Annotated in this window: 15 protein-coding genes; 7 read left to right on the top strand and 8 right to left on the bottom strand. The window is 67.7% G+C overall.

From position 1 onward, the window contains the following. The first annotated feature begins 73 nt into the window (after positions 1-73). Positions 74-838, top strand: a complete 765-nt coding sequence (locus ACMV5O_RS08420) for a response regulator (RefSeq protein ID WP_416163041.1) — start codon at positions 74-76, stop codon at positions 836-838. Further along, positions 835-2169 carry an ATP-binding protein gene (locus tag ACMV5O_RS08415; protein WP_416163040.1) on the top strand — a complete coding sequence of 445 codons (1335 nt, stop codon included), beginning with the start codon at positions 835-837 and terminating at the stop codon, positions 2167-2169. The genes ACMV5O_RS08420 and ACMV5O_RS08415 overlap by 4 nt, the downstream gene beginning before the upstream one ends. Here ACMV5O_RS08415 and ACMV5O_RS08410 read toward each other — a convergent pair. Further along, positions 2127-3713 carry an FAD-dependent oxidoreductase gene (locus tag ACMV5O_RS08410; RefSeq protein ID WP_416163039.1) on the bottom strand — a complete coding sequence of 529 codons (1587 nt, stop codon included), beginning with the start codon at positions 3711-3713 and terminating at the stop codon, positions 2127-2129. The genes ACMV5O_RS08415 and ACMV5O_RS08410 overlap by 43 nt on opposite strands. 8 nt (positions 3714-3721) lie before the next feature. Beyond that, positions 3722-5224 (bottom strand): glycerol kinase GlpK, encoded by a 1503-nt coding sequence (gene glpK / locus ACMV5O_RS08405; protein WP_416163038.1) that lies wholly within the window; start codon positions 5222-5224, stop codon positions 3722-3724. Positions 5225-5354: 130 nt separating this feature from the next. On the opposite strand from glpK, the gene ACMV5O_RS08400 reads away from it, so the two are divergent. From ACMV5O_RS08400 to ACMV5O_RS08390, 3 genes are all read left to right on the top strand, one after another. After that, positions 5355-6197 carry a DMT family transporter gene (locus tag ACMV5O_RS08400; RefSeq protein ID WP_416163037.1) on the top strand — a complete coding sequence of 281 codons (843 nt, stop codon included), beginning with the start codon at positions 5355-5357 and terminating at the stop codon, positions 6195-6197. 98 nt (positions 6198-6295) lie between these two features. Continuing rightward, positions 6296-6664, top strand: coding sequence for an STAS/SEC14 domain-containing protein (locus tag ACMV5O_RS08395; protein WP_416163036.1), 369 nt, complete (start codon positions 6296-6298; stop codon positions 6662-6664). Beyond that, a complete protein-coding gene (locus ACMV5O_RS08390) occupies positions 6661-7515 on the top strand; it encodes a sulfurtransferase (RefSeq protein ID WP_416163035.1) in 855 nt (284 codons plus the stop codon). Before ACMV5O_RS08395 ends, ACMV5O_RS08390 begins: the two co-directional genes overlap by 4 nt. Positions 7516-7529: 14 nt before the next feature. On the opposite strand, the gene murI is transcribed toward ACMV5O_RS08390, so the two are convergent. Further along, complete coding sequence (gene murI / locus ACMV5O_RS08385; RefSeq protein WP_416163034.1) at positions 7530-8342, bottom strand: glutamate racemase; 813 nt, start codon at positions 8340-8342, stop codon at positions 7530-7532. A gap of 31 nt (positions 8343-8373) precedes the next feature. Beyond that, positions 8374-9573 carry a tyrosine--tRNA ligase gene (gene tyrS / locus ACMV5O_RS08380; RefSeq protein WP_416163033.1) on the bottom strand — a complete coding sequence of 400 codons (1200 nt, stop codon included), beginning with the start codon at positions 9571-9573 and terminating at the stop codon, positions 8374-8376. A gap of 123 nt (positions 9574-9696) precedes the next feature. Between tyrS and ACMV5O_RS08375 the strand changes: the two genes are divergently transcribed. Beyond that, positions 9697-10986 carry a M23 family metallopeptidase gene (locus tag ACMV5O_RS08375; protein WP_416163032.1) on the top strand — a complete coding sequence of 430 codons (1290 nt, stop codon included), beginning with the start codon at positions 9697-9699 and terminating at the stop codon, positions 10984-10986. A 102-nt stretch (positions 10987-11088) separates the two neighbouring features. Here the strand turns inward: ACMV5O_RS08375 and erpA are convergent, their stop codons facing one another. The 4 genes from erpA to rplM form a co-directional block, all read right to left on the bottom strand. Then, positions 11089-11439: an iron-sulfur cluster insertion protein ErpA gene (gene erpA, locus ACMV5O_RS08370; RefSeq protein WP_324538709.1), complete on the bottom strand. Its 351-nt coding sequence runs from the start codon at positions 11437-11439 to the stop codon at positions 11089-11091. Positions 11440-11532: 93 nt separating this feature from the next. Next, positions 11533-12570 (bottom strand): N-acetyl-gamma-glutamyl-phosphate reductase, encoded by a 1038-nt coding sequence (gene argC, locus ACMV5O_RS08365; RefSeq protein WP_416163031.1) that lies wholly within the window; start codon positions 12568-12570, stop codon positions 11533-11535. A gap of 218 nt (positions 12571-12788) precedes the next feature. Next, the gene (gene rpsI, locus ACMV5O_RS08360; protein ID WP_324538714.1) at positions 12789-13181 is read right to left on the bottom strand and encodes a 30S ribosomal protein S9; all 393 of its coding nucleotides are present in this window, start codon (positions 13179-13181) and stop codon (positions 12789-12791) included. Positions 13182-13193: 12 nt separating this feature from the next. Continuing rightward, on the bottom strand, positions 13194-13622 hold the full coding sequence (gene rplM / locus ACMV5O_RS08355) for a 50S ribosomal protein L13 (protein WP_324538716.1): 429 nt from the start codon (positions 13620-13622) through the stop codon (positions 13194-13196). 629 nt (positions 13623-14251) lie between these two features. Between rplM and ACMV5O_RS08350 the strand changes: the two genes are divergently transcribed. Then, positions 14252-14671: an OsmC family protein gene (locus ACMV5O_RS08350; protein ID WP_416163030.1), complete on the top strand. Its 420-nt coding sequence runs from the start codon at positions 14252-14254 to the stop codon at positions 14669-14671. Positions 14672-14674 lie beyond the last annotated feature (3 nt).

Below are 14674 nucleotides of genomic sequence, written 5' to 3'. Positions count from 1 at the left end.
GGCTGGCACAGATACGCTGGGATACAAAGCCGCACCCGCCAGCCCTTAAGATGCAGGCCATGGAGACGCCCAGATGAGCCAGCAAGACCACATCCTGATCGTCGATGACGATCGCGACATCCGCCAGTTGCTCGCCGACTACCTCGAGAAGCAGGGCCTGCGCTGCACCACCGCGGCCGACGGGCGCGAGATGAAGGCCGCGCTCGAGCAGCACCGCATCGATCTTATCGTGCTCGACGTGATGATGCCCGGCGAGGATGGCCTGACCCTGTGCCGCAACCTGCGCGGCAGCGGCAGCCCGCACGCCAACACGCCGATCCTGATGCTGACCGCACGCGGCGAGGACATGGACCGCATCCTCGGGCTCGAGATGGGTGCCGACGACTACCTCGCCAAGCCCTTCGTGCCGCGCGAACTGTTCGCCCGCGTGCGCGCCGTGCTGCGCCGCACACGCGCCCTGCCGCCCAACCTCGAGGCCAGCCCGCCGGCCAATGCGCGCGAACTGCGCTTCGCCCACTGGCGGCTGGACACGGTCAATCGCCACCTGATCGACCACGACGGCGCAGTGGTCGCCCTCTCCGGCGCCGAGTACCGCATGCTGAGCGTGTTCCTGTCGCACCCGCAGAAGGTGCTGTCGCGCGACCAGTTGATGGAGCTGACCCAGGGCCGCGAGGCCGACGTGTTCGATCGCTCGATCGATCTCCTCGTCAGCCGCCTGCGCCAGCGCCTGGGTGACAGCGCACGCGAGTCGAGCATCATCAAGACGGTTCGCAACGAAGGCTACGTGCTCGCCGCCGAGGTCAGCGCAACACCGCACGACGCAGGCAGCCCCTCATGACCCTGCCCTGGCCGCGCAGCCTGTTCGCCCGGCTGATGCTGATCTGGCTGTTCGGCATTGCGCTCGTGCTCGCGGTGAGCCTGGCGCTGTTCGTCGGCGAACGCGAGCGCATCGGCCGCAACGTGTTGTTCGAGGGCGTGGCGCAGGAGATTGCCGCGGCCGTCGATCTGCTCGACCGCATGTCGCCGCCCGAGCGCGAACGCTGGATCGACGAGTTCGGCCGCCGTCGCCTGCGCCTGAGCCTGCGACCCGTCGCACAGGACAGGCTGCGCCCCCTGGCCGACGACCACCCCCTGCACACCGCGCTGCGCACGGCGATGCCCGGACGCCACTTCGGCATCTTCATTCACCCGCGCGACGACCGTCCGCACCCGATCCTGCTGGTCGCGCTTCAGCTCCAGGACGGCACCGCGCTCAACATCCGCCTGCCCGGTATCGCCCCGGCCTCGCCCCTGCGCGCACCGCCGCCGGAGCGCCTGTTCGCCGCACTCGCGGCGCTCGTGCTGGGGGTCGGGCTGCTCACCTGGATCGCGGTGCGGCTGGCGACCAGGCCTTTGTCGCGCATGGCGGCGGCGGCGCGCGCGCTTGGCGAGGACCCCGGGCGTGCGCCGATGGACACACGAGGGCCGACCGAGGTCGCGCTTGCCGCGACGGCCTTCAATCAGATGCAGCAACGCATCGCTGAGCATGTCACTGAGCGCACCCGCATCCTCGCCGCCATCTCGCACGACCTGCAGACGCCGATCACCCGCCTGCGCCTGCGCGCAGAGCTGGTGGACGACGAATCACTGCGCGCCCGCATCCAGTCCGACCTCGACGCCATGCAAGGCCTCGTCAAGGAGGGCCTGGCCTATGCGCGCAGCCTGGACGAGCGTGCGCCGCCACAGCCGGTCGAGCTCGCCCCGCTGCTGCAGGCGTTGGCCGAAGACGCGCATGACATGGGCTGGACGGTGCGCGTTGGCGAGTTGGCGCAGGCGCGCGTCGAAGCCAGCCCGTCCGCGCTGCGCCGCGCACTGTGGAACCTGATCGAGAACGGGGTAAAGTTCGGTGGCGAGGTCGACATCGGGCTGGCGCCCGCGACGCTGCCGTCGGGCGCCCGCGGCCACGAGATCCGCATCCGCGATCACGGCCCCGGCCTGCCCGCAGGCGAGCTGGAGAAGGTGTTCGAGGCCTTCTATCGCACCGAAGCCTCGCGCAACCGCGAGACGGGCGGCACCGGGCTGGGGCTGGCGATCACCCGCAACCTGCTACGCGGCCAGCGCGGCGAGGTCCGCCTGCACAATCATCCTCAGGGCGGGCTGGAGGCACGCGTCCTGCTGCAGGCCATGTAGCGCGTCGCCAGGTGGTCGAAGGCCGCGCATTCGGCGGCCAGCCGGCCTGCGCTCCAGCCCCGCTCCGCGCCCAGCACGGCCGCCACCCGCGGCGCAGCGGCACGGGCTGCGGCCGCATCGCGGAACAGCAGACGGCTGCGCCGCGCCAGCACATCCTCGACGCCGAGCGCGAACGCCTCACGCACCGCGTGTCGGACCTCGGCAGCGGAGGGCGGCAAGCCGTCGCTCGCCGCCTCGCTCGCCGCCTCGCTGCGCCCCTCGCCCGCCTGCCCCGCGCCTTCGTTCCGGGCCCACAGGCCACCTTCGTCGAGGGCGAGGCCGGCAGTGACGGAGGGCCGGCGCGGCCATCCGGCGACCTCCTCGGCGACATCGACGGCATCCTCCGCCATGCGGCGGTAGGTGGTCCACTTGCCACCGAGCAGGCTCACCAGCCCCTGCGCCGAGACATCCACCCGATGCTCGCGCGACAGACCCTTCGTCGCTCCGCCTCCCCCGCCGCCGAGCAGGGGTCGCAGGCCGCCGAAGACGCTGCGCACCTCCTCGCGGCGCGGCGCCCGGCTCAGATAGTTCGTCGCCGCATCGAGCAGGAAGTCGATCTCGCCCGCCAGCGGTTCGGGCTCGTCCGGTACGTCGTCGCGCGCGGTGTCGGTCGTGCCGATGAGGACGCGGCCCTGCCACGGGATCACGAACAGCACACGCTCATCGGCGGTGCGCGGCACCAGCAGTGCGTCGCGACCGGGCAGGAAGGCCCGCTCGACGACCACATGCACGCCCTGGCTCGGCCGCAGCAGGGCCGGCGCTGCCGGATCGGCCAGGCGCCGCACGGCGTCACCCCACACGCCGGCGGCATTGATCACCACGCACGCAGCGACCTGGCAGACGCGGCCGGACTCGCGCTCGCGCAGCGCGACGCCACACACCCGCCCCCCTTCCACGACGAGGCCGTCGACACTGCAATGGTTGAGCACCAGCGCCCCCTCGCGACTGGCCGTGCGCGCCAGCGCGATCGCCAGGCCGGCATCGTCGAACTGCGCATCCCAGTACGCCATGCCACGATCGGCCCGCTCCCTGCGCAGGGTCGGCAGCGCCGCCTGCAGCTCGCTGCGGGACAGCGGGACGCTGGGTGCGATCAGGCCGGCGCCGGCGAAGCGGTCGTACAGCGCCAGGCCAAGACGCAGGCGCGCATGCTCGACCCAGCCCTTGGTCGGCACCACGAAGCGCTGCGGCCGCACCAGGCCGGGCGCGTTGCGCAGCAGCACGGCGCGCTCGGCCAGCGCCTCGCGCACCAGGCCCAGCTTGCCCTGCGCCAGGTAGCGCAGACCGCCGTGGATGAGCTTGGTCGAGCGCGAGCTGGTGCCGGCCGCAAAGTCGCGCGCCTCGACCAGCAGCACGGCATGGCCGCGGGTGGCGGCCTCGAGGGCGCAGCCCAGCCCGCTCGCGCCACCACCGATGATGACGATATCCCACGCGGGCGTTGCCGCCAGGCGCGCCAGCAGACGGTCCCGCGCCAGCACCGGACCGTCTGCGTCAGACGGCGAGCTCACTGCCGGTCTCAGGCTTGCGCCCAGTCGCGCGCGCGCTCGACCGCACGCGCCCATTGCGCGCGCGCCGCGGCCTGGCGCTCGGGCGGCCACTGCGGCTCGAAGCGGCGATCGAGCTGCCAATGCGCCTCGATCTCGGCCGTGTCCGACCACAGCCCGCAGCCGAGCGCGGCGAGGCAGGCCGCGCCAAAGGCGGTGGTCTCCAGCAGGCGCGGGCGCAAAACGGGCACGCCGAGCAGGTCGGCCTGCATCTGCATCAGCAGATCGTTGGCCGCCGCGCCGCCATCGACGCGCAGTTCGCTTAGCGCGGGCGCGCCGTCGCGCGCCATCGCCTCGACCAGATCCACGGTCTGCAGCGCGATCGCCTCCAGCGCGGCGCGCGCAATGTGGGCGGCGCTGCTGCCTCGGCTCAGGCCGAGCAGCGTCCCGCGCGCACGCGCATCCCAGTACGGCGCGCCCAGTCCGGTGAAGGCCGGCACCAGGACCACGCCGCCGCTGTCGGGCACGCTGGCGGCCAGTGCCTCCACCTCGGCCGATCGCCGCACCAGGCCGAGGCCGTCGCGCAACCATTGGATGATCGCACCGCCCATGAACACGCTGCCCTCGAGGGCGTAGCACATGCGCTTGCCCGCGGTGCCCACGCCCGACCAGGCCACGGTGGTGAGCAGGCGGTTTTTCGACGCGAGCGCCTGCTCACCGGTGTTCATGAGCAGGAAACAACCCGTTCCGTAGGTGTTCTTGGCCATGCCGGGCATGAGGCAGGCCTGACCGAAGGTCGCCGCCTGCTGATCGCCGCCGATTCCGGCGATCGGAATCGCCGCGCCAAAAAGGCCGGCATCGGTCTCGCCGCACACGCCGCTGCTGGCGACCACCTGCGGCAGCAGCGCACGCGGAATGCGGAAGCGCTCGAGCAGTTGCGCGTCCCAGTCGAGATCGTGGATGTTGAACAACAGCGTGCGCGCGGCGTTGCCCGGGTCGGTGACGTGCAGGCGGCCGCCGCTCAGGTGCCACACCAGCCAGCTATCGACGGTGCCGAAGGCGAGCTCGCCGCGCTCGGCACGCGCCCGTGCGCCGGGCAGGTGGTCGAGCAGCCAGGCGAGCTTGGTGGCCGAGAAGTAGGGGTCCAGTTCGAGGCCGGTGCGCGCACGCAGATCCTCGGCCCAGCCCTGCGCACGCAGGCGGTCACATTCGGTGGCGGTGCGGCGGTCCTGCCAGACGATGGCCGGCGCCAGCGCGCGGCCGCTGGCGCGCTCCCACAGCACGGTGGTCTCGCGCTGGTTCGCAACCCCGATCGCCGCCACCTCGCCAGCGCGGATGCCGGCATTGGCGAGCGCCTCGCGCGCACAGTCGAACTGCGTGCGCACGATGTCCTGGGCGTCGTGCTCGACGCGGTCCGGGGCTGGAAAATGCTGGGCGAACTCGGCCTGCGCGAGCCCGCACACGCGGCCGCCGGCATCGAACACGATCGCCCGCGAACTGGTCGTGCCCTGGTCAAGGGCGAGCAGGTAAGCCATCTTGCCTCCACAGCCATGCGTCATCGCGCGCGGTGTCGACAGCCTACCCCCGCTCGCCCCGGAACGACCAGCCCGGGAAAGCCACGATGTGGTTCAATGCGGCTCTTCTCGCTGCAATGCAACAACCGCCATGCCCGCCTTCTGGATGATCGTCTCGTGTTTCCTGTTCGCCTGCATGGGGGTGTGCGTGAAGCTCGGCTCGGCCGACTTCTCGACCGGCGAGATCGTCTTCTACCGCGGCGCGGTGAGCATGCTGATGATGGTCGGGTTCGCGGCCCTGCAGCGCCGACCGCTGACCACGCCGCACTGGCGCATGCACGTGTCGCGCAGCCTGTCGGGCTCGCTCGCACTGTGCTGCTACTTCTTTGCCATCGGCTTGCTGCCGCTGGCCACCGCGGTGACGCTCAACTACACCTCGCCGATCTTCGTTGCCCTGCTGCTGGCCGCGTTCTTCGGCGAGCGCCTGCGCTGGCCGGTGCTGCTGGCGGTGGTCATGGGCTTTGCCGGCGTGGTCGTGCTGCTGCGCCCCACCCTGCAACCCGATCAATGGGCCGGGGCGGTCGCCGGCCTGGGTTCGGGCGCGATCGCCAGCCTCGCCTACATCAGCGTGCGCGAGCTCGGCCGTGTGGGCGAGCCCGAGGTGCGCACCGTCTTCTGGTTCTCGCTCACCACCGCGCTGATCGGCCTCGCCTGGGCGCTGGCGAGCGGGATCCATCGCCCCGCGGGCCTGCAGTGGCTGACCCTGCTCGGCGTAGGCCTGTTCGGCGGTCTCGCCCAGCTCGCGATGACGCGCTCGTATCGCTATGGGCGCACCGTGGTGTCGGCCAACCTGAGCTACGCCACGGTGATCTTCGCCAGTCTGTTCGGCATGCTGCTGTGGGGCGAGATCATGCCGCCCTCGTCCTGGCTGGCCATCGGCCTGATCGTGTCCGGCGCCATCCTGGTCTCGCTCGCCACCCGCGAGCGGGCCTGAGACGGCACGAGCGCAGGCGAACGCCGCGCGCGCAATTGAGCGCACGCCGGCTCGGGACTATAGTTGAGCCATCCCCGGGCCAACCCATGGAGGCTGCCATGATCAACACCGAGCACACGGACAAGATGGTTGCAGTTGCCATCTTCGGCGAGTTCACTCTTGCCGACTACAAGGAGTTCGAGGAGGTCGTCAATTACAAGATCCAGTTCGCGGGTGCGGTCGACCTGCTGTTCGACCTGCGCGAGATGGCCGGCTTCACGCTCGATGTGGCCTGGGAGGAAATCAAGTTCTCGCGCCAGCACGCGCACGATTTCCGCCGCATCGCCGTGCTGACCGAGGACCAGTGGCTGACCTGGAGTGCCTGGATCTCGCAGCTCTTCGTCGATGCCGAGGTCCGCGTGTTCGACGACGAAACCGAAGCGCGCGCCTGGCTCGGTGCCGACGCCGCCGCCGAGACGGCCCCGTGAACGCGTCCTTCTCGACGCTGATCGGTGCGCTCGAGCTTGCCCAGCATGTGCGGGACCCGGACTGGATCGTCTTTGATTGTCGTTTCGACCTGAGTAACCCCGACTTCGGTCGCGAGGCCTGGTTGAGCGCACACCTGCCCGGTGCCTTCTTCCTCGACCTCGACATCGACCTGTCGAGCACGAGGACAGGGTGCAACGGTCGCCACCCGCTCCCCGACCCTGCCCGACTGGCAGCGAGGCTGGCCGACTGCGGTGTCGGCAACCACAGCCAGGTGGTCGCCTATGACGACGCCGGTGGCATGTTCGCTGCGCGTCTGTGGTGGTTGATGCGCTGGCTCGGTCACCATCGCGTGGCCGTGCTCGATGGCGGCCTGCAGGCCTGGGTGAGCGCCGGCCAGGCGCTCGATAGCGATATTCCCGAGGCACGGCGTGCGACCTACACTCTCGCCCTGCGCGCTGACCGCGTCGATGCGGATTACGTGCTCGAGCATCTGGGGCAGCCGGACATGGTGCTGATCGACGCCCGCAGCCCGGATCGCTTTCGCGGCGAGAACGAGGTCCTCGACCCCGTCGGCGGCCACATTCCGGGCGCAATCAACCGCTTCTTCCGCGACAACCTTGACGCCCGCGGCTGCTTCAAGCAGGCCTCGGTACTGCGCGAGGAGTTCGCCGCCCTGCTGGGGGCCCACTCGCCGCGACAGGTTGTGCATCAATGCGGTTCGGGGGTGACGGCCTGCGTCAACGCGCTGGCGATGGAAGCGGCGGGGCTTCCCGGCTCGCGCCTGTATGCAGGCTCGTGGAGCGAGTGGTGCGCTGATCCGACCCGACCCCTCGCACGCGGCGCGGCCTAGGCCGGCGCGTTCACCTACCAGTCGACCTTTTCCACCGTGCCGAGCGAACGCCCGAGAAAGCGCTCGCCAATGGTCTGGAAGCGCAACGGCACGTCACTGACCACGAAGCGGTAATCGGCGGCCGCCCCCGCCCTGCGCGCCAGGCCCGACTGCTGCAGGCGCTCGGCGGCAAACTCCGCCGTGGTCACGGCCGAATCGATGAGGCGCACGCGCGGCCCCGCCACGTCACGCAGCAGCGGCTTCAGCAGCGGGTAGTGGGTACAGCCGAGCACCAGGCTGTCGACCTCCTCGGCCAGCACCGGACGCAGGTATTCCTGCGCGGTCAGGCGGGTGACATCGTGGTCGAGCCAGCCCTCCTCCACCAGGGGCACGAACAAGGGGCAGGCCTGGGAATACACCCGTACCGAAGGGTCGAGCTCGTGCATTCGCCGTGCATAGGCGTTGCTGTTGATGGTGGTCGGCGTGCCGATCACCCCGATCCGCCGCCCCATCGAGCTTGCCACCGCGGCACGCGCGCCAGCCTCGATCACGTCCAGCACCGGAACACTGCCCGCGAGGCGGTGCACGACCGCGGCGGCGACCGCCGCCATGGTGTTGCAGGCGATGATCAGCATCTTCACGTCGCGCTGCAGCAGGAAGTCGGTGATCTGGGCGGTGAAGTGCTCGATGGTGGCGACCGATTTGACGCCATAGGGCACGCGCGCGGTATCGCCAAAGTAGACGATGCTCTCGAGCGGCAGGCGCTCCATCAGCGCGCGCACCACGGTGAGTCCACCGACGCCGGAATCGAACACCCCGATCGGGCGCGAGACTGCGGCGGTGCTCATCGCACCGCTCCGCAACGGAGGCGACAAGGGATCAAAGCAGCTCCACCGAGGCGAACTTGCGCTTGCCGACCTGCAGCACGACGGTCTCGCCGGCGCGCAGTGCGAGGCTCTTGTCCTCGGCACGCTCGCCGTTGATGCGTACCCCACCCTGCTCGATCATCCGCATCGCCTCGGAGGTGGTGCCGGTGAGCCCCGCCTGCTTGAGCACCTGGAACAGCGGCAAGCCGTCGGCGCCGACATTCACCCTGACCTGTGGAAGGTCGTCGGGGATCGCATTGCGCTGGAAGCGAGCCTCGAAGTCGGCCAGCGCCTCGTTCGCCGCACGCTCGCCGTGGAAGCGGGCGACGAACTCCTGCGCCAGCATGACCTTGACGTCGCGCGGATTGCGCCCGCCCTCGACGTCGGCGCGCAGCTGCGCAATCTCGGTCGAGGAGCGGAACGACAGCAGCTCGTAGTAGCGCCACATCAGCGTGTCCGACACCGACATCGTCTTGCCGAAGATCTCCCTGGCCGGCTCGGCGATGCCGATGTAGTTGCCGAGCGACTTCGACATCTTGTTCACGCCGTCCAGGCCCTCGAGCAGCGGCACCATGACCACGCATTGAGGCTCCTGGCCGTAATGCTTCTGCAGCTCACGCCCCATCAGCAGGTTGAAGCGCTGGTCGGTGCCGCCGAGCTCGACGTCGGCCTTCATCGCCACCGAGTCGTAGCCCTGGCACAGCGGGTAGAGGAATTCGTGGATCGAGATCGGCTGGTTGTTGCCGTAGCGCCGGGCAAAGTCGTCGCGCTCGAGCATGCGCGCCACGGTCTGCTGCGACGCCAGGCGGATCATGCCGGCCGCACCGAGGCCGTCCATCCAGCGCGAGTTGAAACAGATCTCCGTCCTGTCGGGGTCGAGGATCTTGAACACCTGCTCCTGGTAGGTCCTGGCGTTCTCCATGATCTGCTCGCGAGACAGCGGCGGGCGGGTGGCGTTCTTGCCGCTCGGGTCGCCGATCATGCCGGTGAAGTCGCCGATCAGGAACTGAATCTGGTGTCCGAGCTCCTGGAAGTGCCGCATCTTGTTGATCAGCACGGTGTGGCCCAGATGCAGATCGGGCGCGGTGGGGTCGAATCCGGCCTTCACGCGCAGGGGGCGGCCACGCTTCAGTTTCTCGACCAGCTCGGCCTCGATCAGCAGTGCATCGGTGCCACGCTTGATCAGGTCGATCGCCGCCTGAACTTCAGTCATTCAATTTCTCCAAAAATACCTTCCCGAGGAGGGGCATTACTTTGCTAAACTCCGCAAGATTTTTTTCCTATCCACACGCGCGCAGAGCTCATGAAGGCCAGAAAGACCCGAATTCTAGCCGATATGCCGGCCCAACTCCTCTCCCGCCCCCGTAGCTGGTTGCTCGCCGGCGTCACCGGCGTATCGCTGCTGGGGGTCGTGGCGGCCACCGCGGTCGCACCTGGCAGCGATCCCGCGGACATCCTGTTCCACCGCGTCGTCGAGACCTTGCCTGCCCCGCTGGCGATCACCGAGCCGACCGACGAGCTTCCCTTCGTGCACAGCGAGCGCATTCAGGCGGGCGATACCCTGCAGGGCATCTTCGGCCGCCTGAACATCGACGACGAAGAGGCACTCGTCCACCTCTCGGCATCCGACGAGGGCAAGAAGGCCATTCGCCAGCTGCGCGCCGGACGCTCGGTGACCGCCATCGTCAGGCCAGACGGACGCCTCCTGACCTTCAGCGTTCCACTTGGCAACACGGGCAGTCGGATCGTACTGGAACGCGGAGACGAAGGCCTGGCGCTGCGCGAGTCAAACGGCGAGGCGCAGGTCGCGATGATCGAGATGCGCTCGGGCACGATCACGCACTCCCTGTTCGGTGCAACCGACGCCGCGGGCCTGCCGGACAACGTCGCCACGCAGCTGGCGACGATCTTCGGCACCTGGATCGACTTTCATAGCGATCTGCGCAAGGGCGACCGTTTCAATGTCGTCTATGAAGCCGTCTATGAGGAAGGCAACCCGGTGCGCGCCGGGCGCATCCTCGCCGCCGAATTCATCAACAACGGCGAGCGCCATGCGGTGGTGCTCTACCGTGGCCCGAGTGGCAAGGAGCAGTACTACAGCGATGACGGGCGCAGCCTGCAGCAGGGTTTCCTGCGCTCGCCCCTCGAGTTCTCGCGCGTAAGCTCGAACTTCGGCCGCCGCCTGCACCCGATCCACGGTAGCTGGCGCAAGCACAACGGCACCGATTTCGCCGCCCCGACCGGCACGCCGGTCAGGGCAACCTCGGACGCGTCGGTCGAGTTCGTCGGCACCCAGCGCGGTTTCGGCAACCTGATCGTACTCAAGCACCGCAACAACATCACCACCCACTACGCCCACCTTAGCGGCTTCGCAAAGGGGCTGAGCAAGGGCCAGTCCATCAGTCAGGGCGACCTGATCGGTTACGTCGGCTGCACGGGCTGGTGCACCGGTCCGCACCTGCACTACGAGGTTCACATCGACAAGGTGGCGCAGGACCCCATGACCGTCGCCCTGCCGATGGCCGACACCCTCGGCCCGCGCGAACTGGTCGCCTTCAAGCGTGACACCGCCCACCTGCGCAACCGATTCGCCCTGCTCAACTACGAGCTTGCCAGCGCGCGCTGAGTCAGATGCACCTGCCTGCTGTCCGCACCGGACAGACGTGGAAACGACAACGGGGCGCCTGTGGGCGCCCCGTTGTCGTTTTCGCTGGTCTGGGCAGCAGGATCAGGCGGAGAACGACGACCCACAGCCACAGGTGCTGGTCGCATTCGGGTTGCGAATGACGAACTGCGAGCCTTCCAGGCCTTCGGTGTAGTCGATTTCGGCACCGACCAGATACTGGTAGCTCATCGGATCGACGAGCAGCAACACACCGTTCTTCTCATAGGTCGTGTCGTCCTCGTTCACTTCCTCATCGAAAGTGAAGCCGTACTGGAAACCCGAGCAGCCACCGCCCGACACAAAGACGCGCAGCTTGAGCTCGGGGTTGCCTTCCTCCTCGATCAGTTCGCGAACCTTGTTCGCAGCACTGTCGGTGAAGACCAAGATTTCGGGGGTTTCGACTTCTGCGCTCATGTTTACTCCTCTGTGGGGGGGCGTGCGGGGAATGATGCGCTCTTCGCCGCTTGGCCGTGAGATTCGGATCGTGATCCGTTCAGCGAGTTCCCGTCAAGGGCTGACGGGAACGATGTCGAGTCCGGCCTCCTCGTCGAAGCCGAACATGATGTTGAGATTCTGCACCGCCTGCCCGGCGGCACCCTTGACCAGATTGTCGATCACCGACAACACCACCACGGTGTCACCGCCCTGCGGACGGTGGACCGCGATGCGGCACATGTTCGAGGCACGCACCGAGCGCGTCTCGGGGTGACTGCCTGGCGGCATCACATCCACGAAGGCCTCCTCGGCATAACGCGTCTCATACAGCGCCTGCAGGTCAGGCAAGGCAACACCCGGCTTGAGGCGGCCATAGAGGGTGGCATGAATGCCGCGGATCATCGGCGTCAGGTGGGGCACGAAGGTCAGCCCCACCGGATGCCCGGCCGCCAGCGACAGGCCCTGGCGGATCTCGGGCAGATGACGATGCCCTGGCACGCCATAGGCCTTGAAACTGTCGGCCGCCTCCGGCAGCAAGGTGTGCACCTCGGCCTTGCGCCCCGCCCCGGAGACGCCCGACTTGGCGTCGGCGATAAGCTGATCGGTATCGACCAGGTGCGCCTCGATCAGGGGCAGAAAGCCCAGCTGCACGGCCGTCGGGTAGCAACCCGGGTTGGCCAGCACGCGCGCCTTGCGGATGTGTTCGCGATTGACCTCGGGCAGACCGTACACCGCCTCGGCCACGAGTTCGGGCGCGGCATGCTCCATGCCGTACCACTTCTGCCATTCGGCCACGTCGCGGATGCGGAAATCGGCCGCGAGGTCGATCACGCGCACCCCGGCGGCAACGAGTTCGGCCGCCTGCTTCATCGCAATACCGTTGGGCGTGGCGAAGAAGACCGCGTCGCACTTCTCGAGCGCCGCATCCTGCGGTGTCACGAACTTGAGGCTCACCCGCCGCCGCAGGCTGGGGAACATGTCAGCCACCGCCATCCCGGCCTCGCCACGCGAGGTGATCGCCGTCAACTCGACGCCCGGGTGACGCGCCAGCAGGCGCAGCAACTCGACCCCGGTGTATCCCGTGCCGCCTACAACTCCAACCTTGATCATGCTTGCTCCTCGCAACGAAAGACCTCGGGCCGCAATTATCGCACCGACGACACCCGCACGCGGTGAACGTACCGTGAAGGCCCGTGCGTGCTCGATCGTCCCGCATCGCCGAGCTCACGCAGGGACGACGGATCCGCCTATCCCATGATGTGCCGCAGCAAGCGCAAAAGCCGCCCCAAGGGGCGGCTCCTGCGGATACGACCGGTTGCTGCAGGCAATCAGCGCTTGGAGAACTGCTTCGCGCGACGCGCCTTGCGCAGACCAACCTTCTTGCGCTCGACCTCACGCGCATCACGCGTCACGAAGCCGGCGGCACGCAGCTCACCCTTGAGCTCGGCGTTGTAGTCGACCAGCGCACGGGTGATGCCGTGACGCACAGCGCCCGCCTGGCCGGACTCGCCGCCACCGGTGACGTTCACCATGATGTCGAACTTGCCTTCGTTGCCGGTGAGCACGAGCGGCTGACGCACGATCATGCGGCCGGTTTCACGCGAGAAGAACTCGTCGACCGGCTTGCCGTTGACGACGATGTTGCCCGTGCCAGCCTTGATGAACACGCGGGCGACCGCGGTCTTGCGGCGACCGGTACCGTAGTTGTAAGTCACAGCCATTTATCGGCTCCTTCAGATCTCGAGAAGTTGCGGCTGCTGAGCGGTGTGCGGATGCGCGGCGCCCGCGTAGCACTTCAGCTTCTTCAGCATGGCGTAGCCCAGCGGGCCTTTCGGCAGCATGCCCTTCACCGCCTTCTCGAGCACGCGCTCGGGGAAGCGCTGCTGGAGCTTGGTGAAGTTGGTTTCGTAGATACCGCCCGGGTAGCCCGAGTGGCGGTAGTACTTCTTGTCCTGCGCCTTGTTACCGGTCACGCGCAGCTTGTCGACGTTGACGACGACGATGTAGTCACCGGTGTCGACGTGCGGGGTGTAGATGGCCTTGTGCTTGCCACGCAGTCGGCGGGCAATTTCGGCGGCAAGACGGCCAAGCACCTTGTCCGTGCCGTCGACAACGAACCAGTCGCGCTTGACCTCGTGCGGCTTGGCAGAAAACGTCTTCATGTGAATCCTCGATCTTTGTCGGGCCGATGGAGTTGGCCGTCAAACGGAAAGCTCGCAACTCTAATGCGAACAGGGCGCGCATGTCAATCTCGGATTGACGATCCTGCAGGCGCGCAACAAGCAAAAAAAACGCAGTCCGCGAGGACTGCGTTAAATCCACACCAAAGGAGGAGGGTGGAGGAGACACCATTTGGACCGGCGCGTTGCCTGTGTTGCCGCGTCAGCGATCCGACTGAGGCGAATTATGCCGACAGCCCCCAGACGCTGCAAGCTCTTTTTGTGCATCGCACGACAAATGTTTTGATTAACCGATAAATTGCGATTATGCGGCACAAGGATATTGTTTTAAATCAATTTTTCCCTTCAGCAGAGCAACTTCCAGAGCCCCCGTCGTGCCCTTCTAGCATGACTACTGCATTAATTTGGTGCACTGCATGAATACGGCTCCGTACTGAAACTGGCGCTACCCCCGCCCCTGCCCCCGACCCCTACGCAAGTCCCTGACGGCACAGGAGATGCGGCAGCCATCCCAGCAGCGCGCGCACGCATGCGGCGCTGCGGTAGAATCGGCGCCCCTGCGGACCGAAACACGAACAGGACGGGCAACTGGCCCAAGGAGCACGCTAAACATGGAATGCACGATCAAATGGCTCGACGGCATGAGCTTCATCGCCGAGACCGGAACAGGGCACATCGTTGCGATGGACGGCGCCCCCGAGGCCGGCGGCCGCAATCTCGCGCCGCGACCGATGGAGCTGATGCTCGCGGGTGCCGGTGGCTGCACCGCGTTCGACGTCGTGCTCATCCTCAAGCGCGGCCGACAGGACGTTCGCGGCTGCAGCGTGCGCCTCGAAGCCGAACGCGCCGACACCGACCCCAAGGTCTTCACCCACATCCGCTTCATCTACACGGTCACCGGACACAAGCTCAAGCGCGAGACCGTCGAGCGCGCCATCCATCTGTCGGCCGAAAAATACTGCTCGGCCTCGATCATGCTGGCCAAGACCGCACAGATCAGCCACGAGCTCGAACTCGTCGAGCTCGACTGAAGC

Origin of the sequence: Thauera sp. WH-1, assembly GCF_047806685.1 — a bacterium.
Taxonomy (GTDB): domain Bacteria; phylum Pseudomonadota; class Gammaproteobacteria; order Burkholderiales; family Rhodocyclaceae; genus Thauera.
The sequence above is the reverse complement of the archived record's forward strand: the minus strand, read 5'-3'. Positions and strand labels throughout refer to the sequence as shown.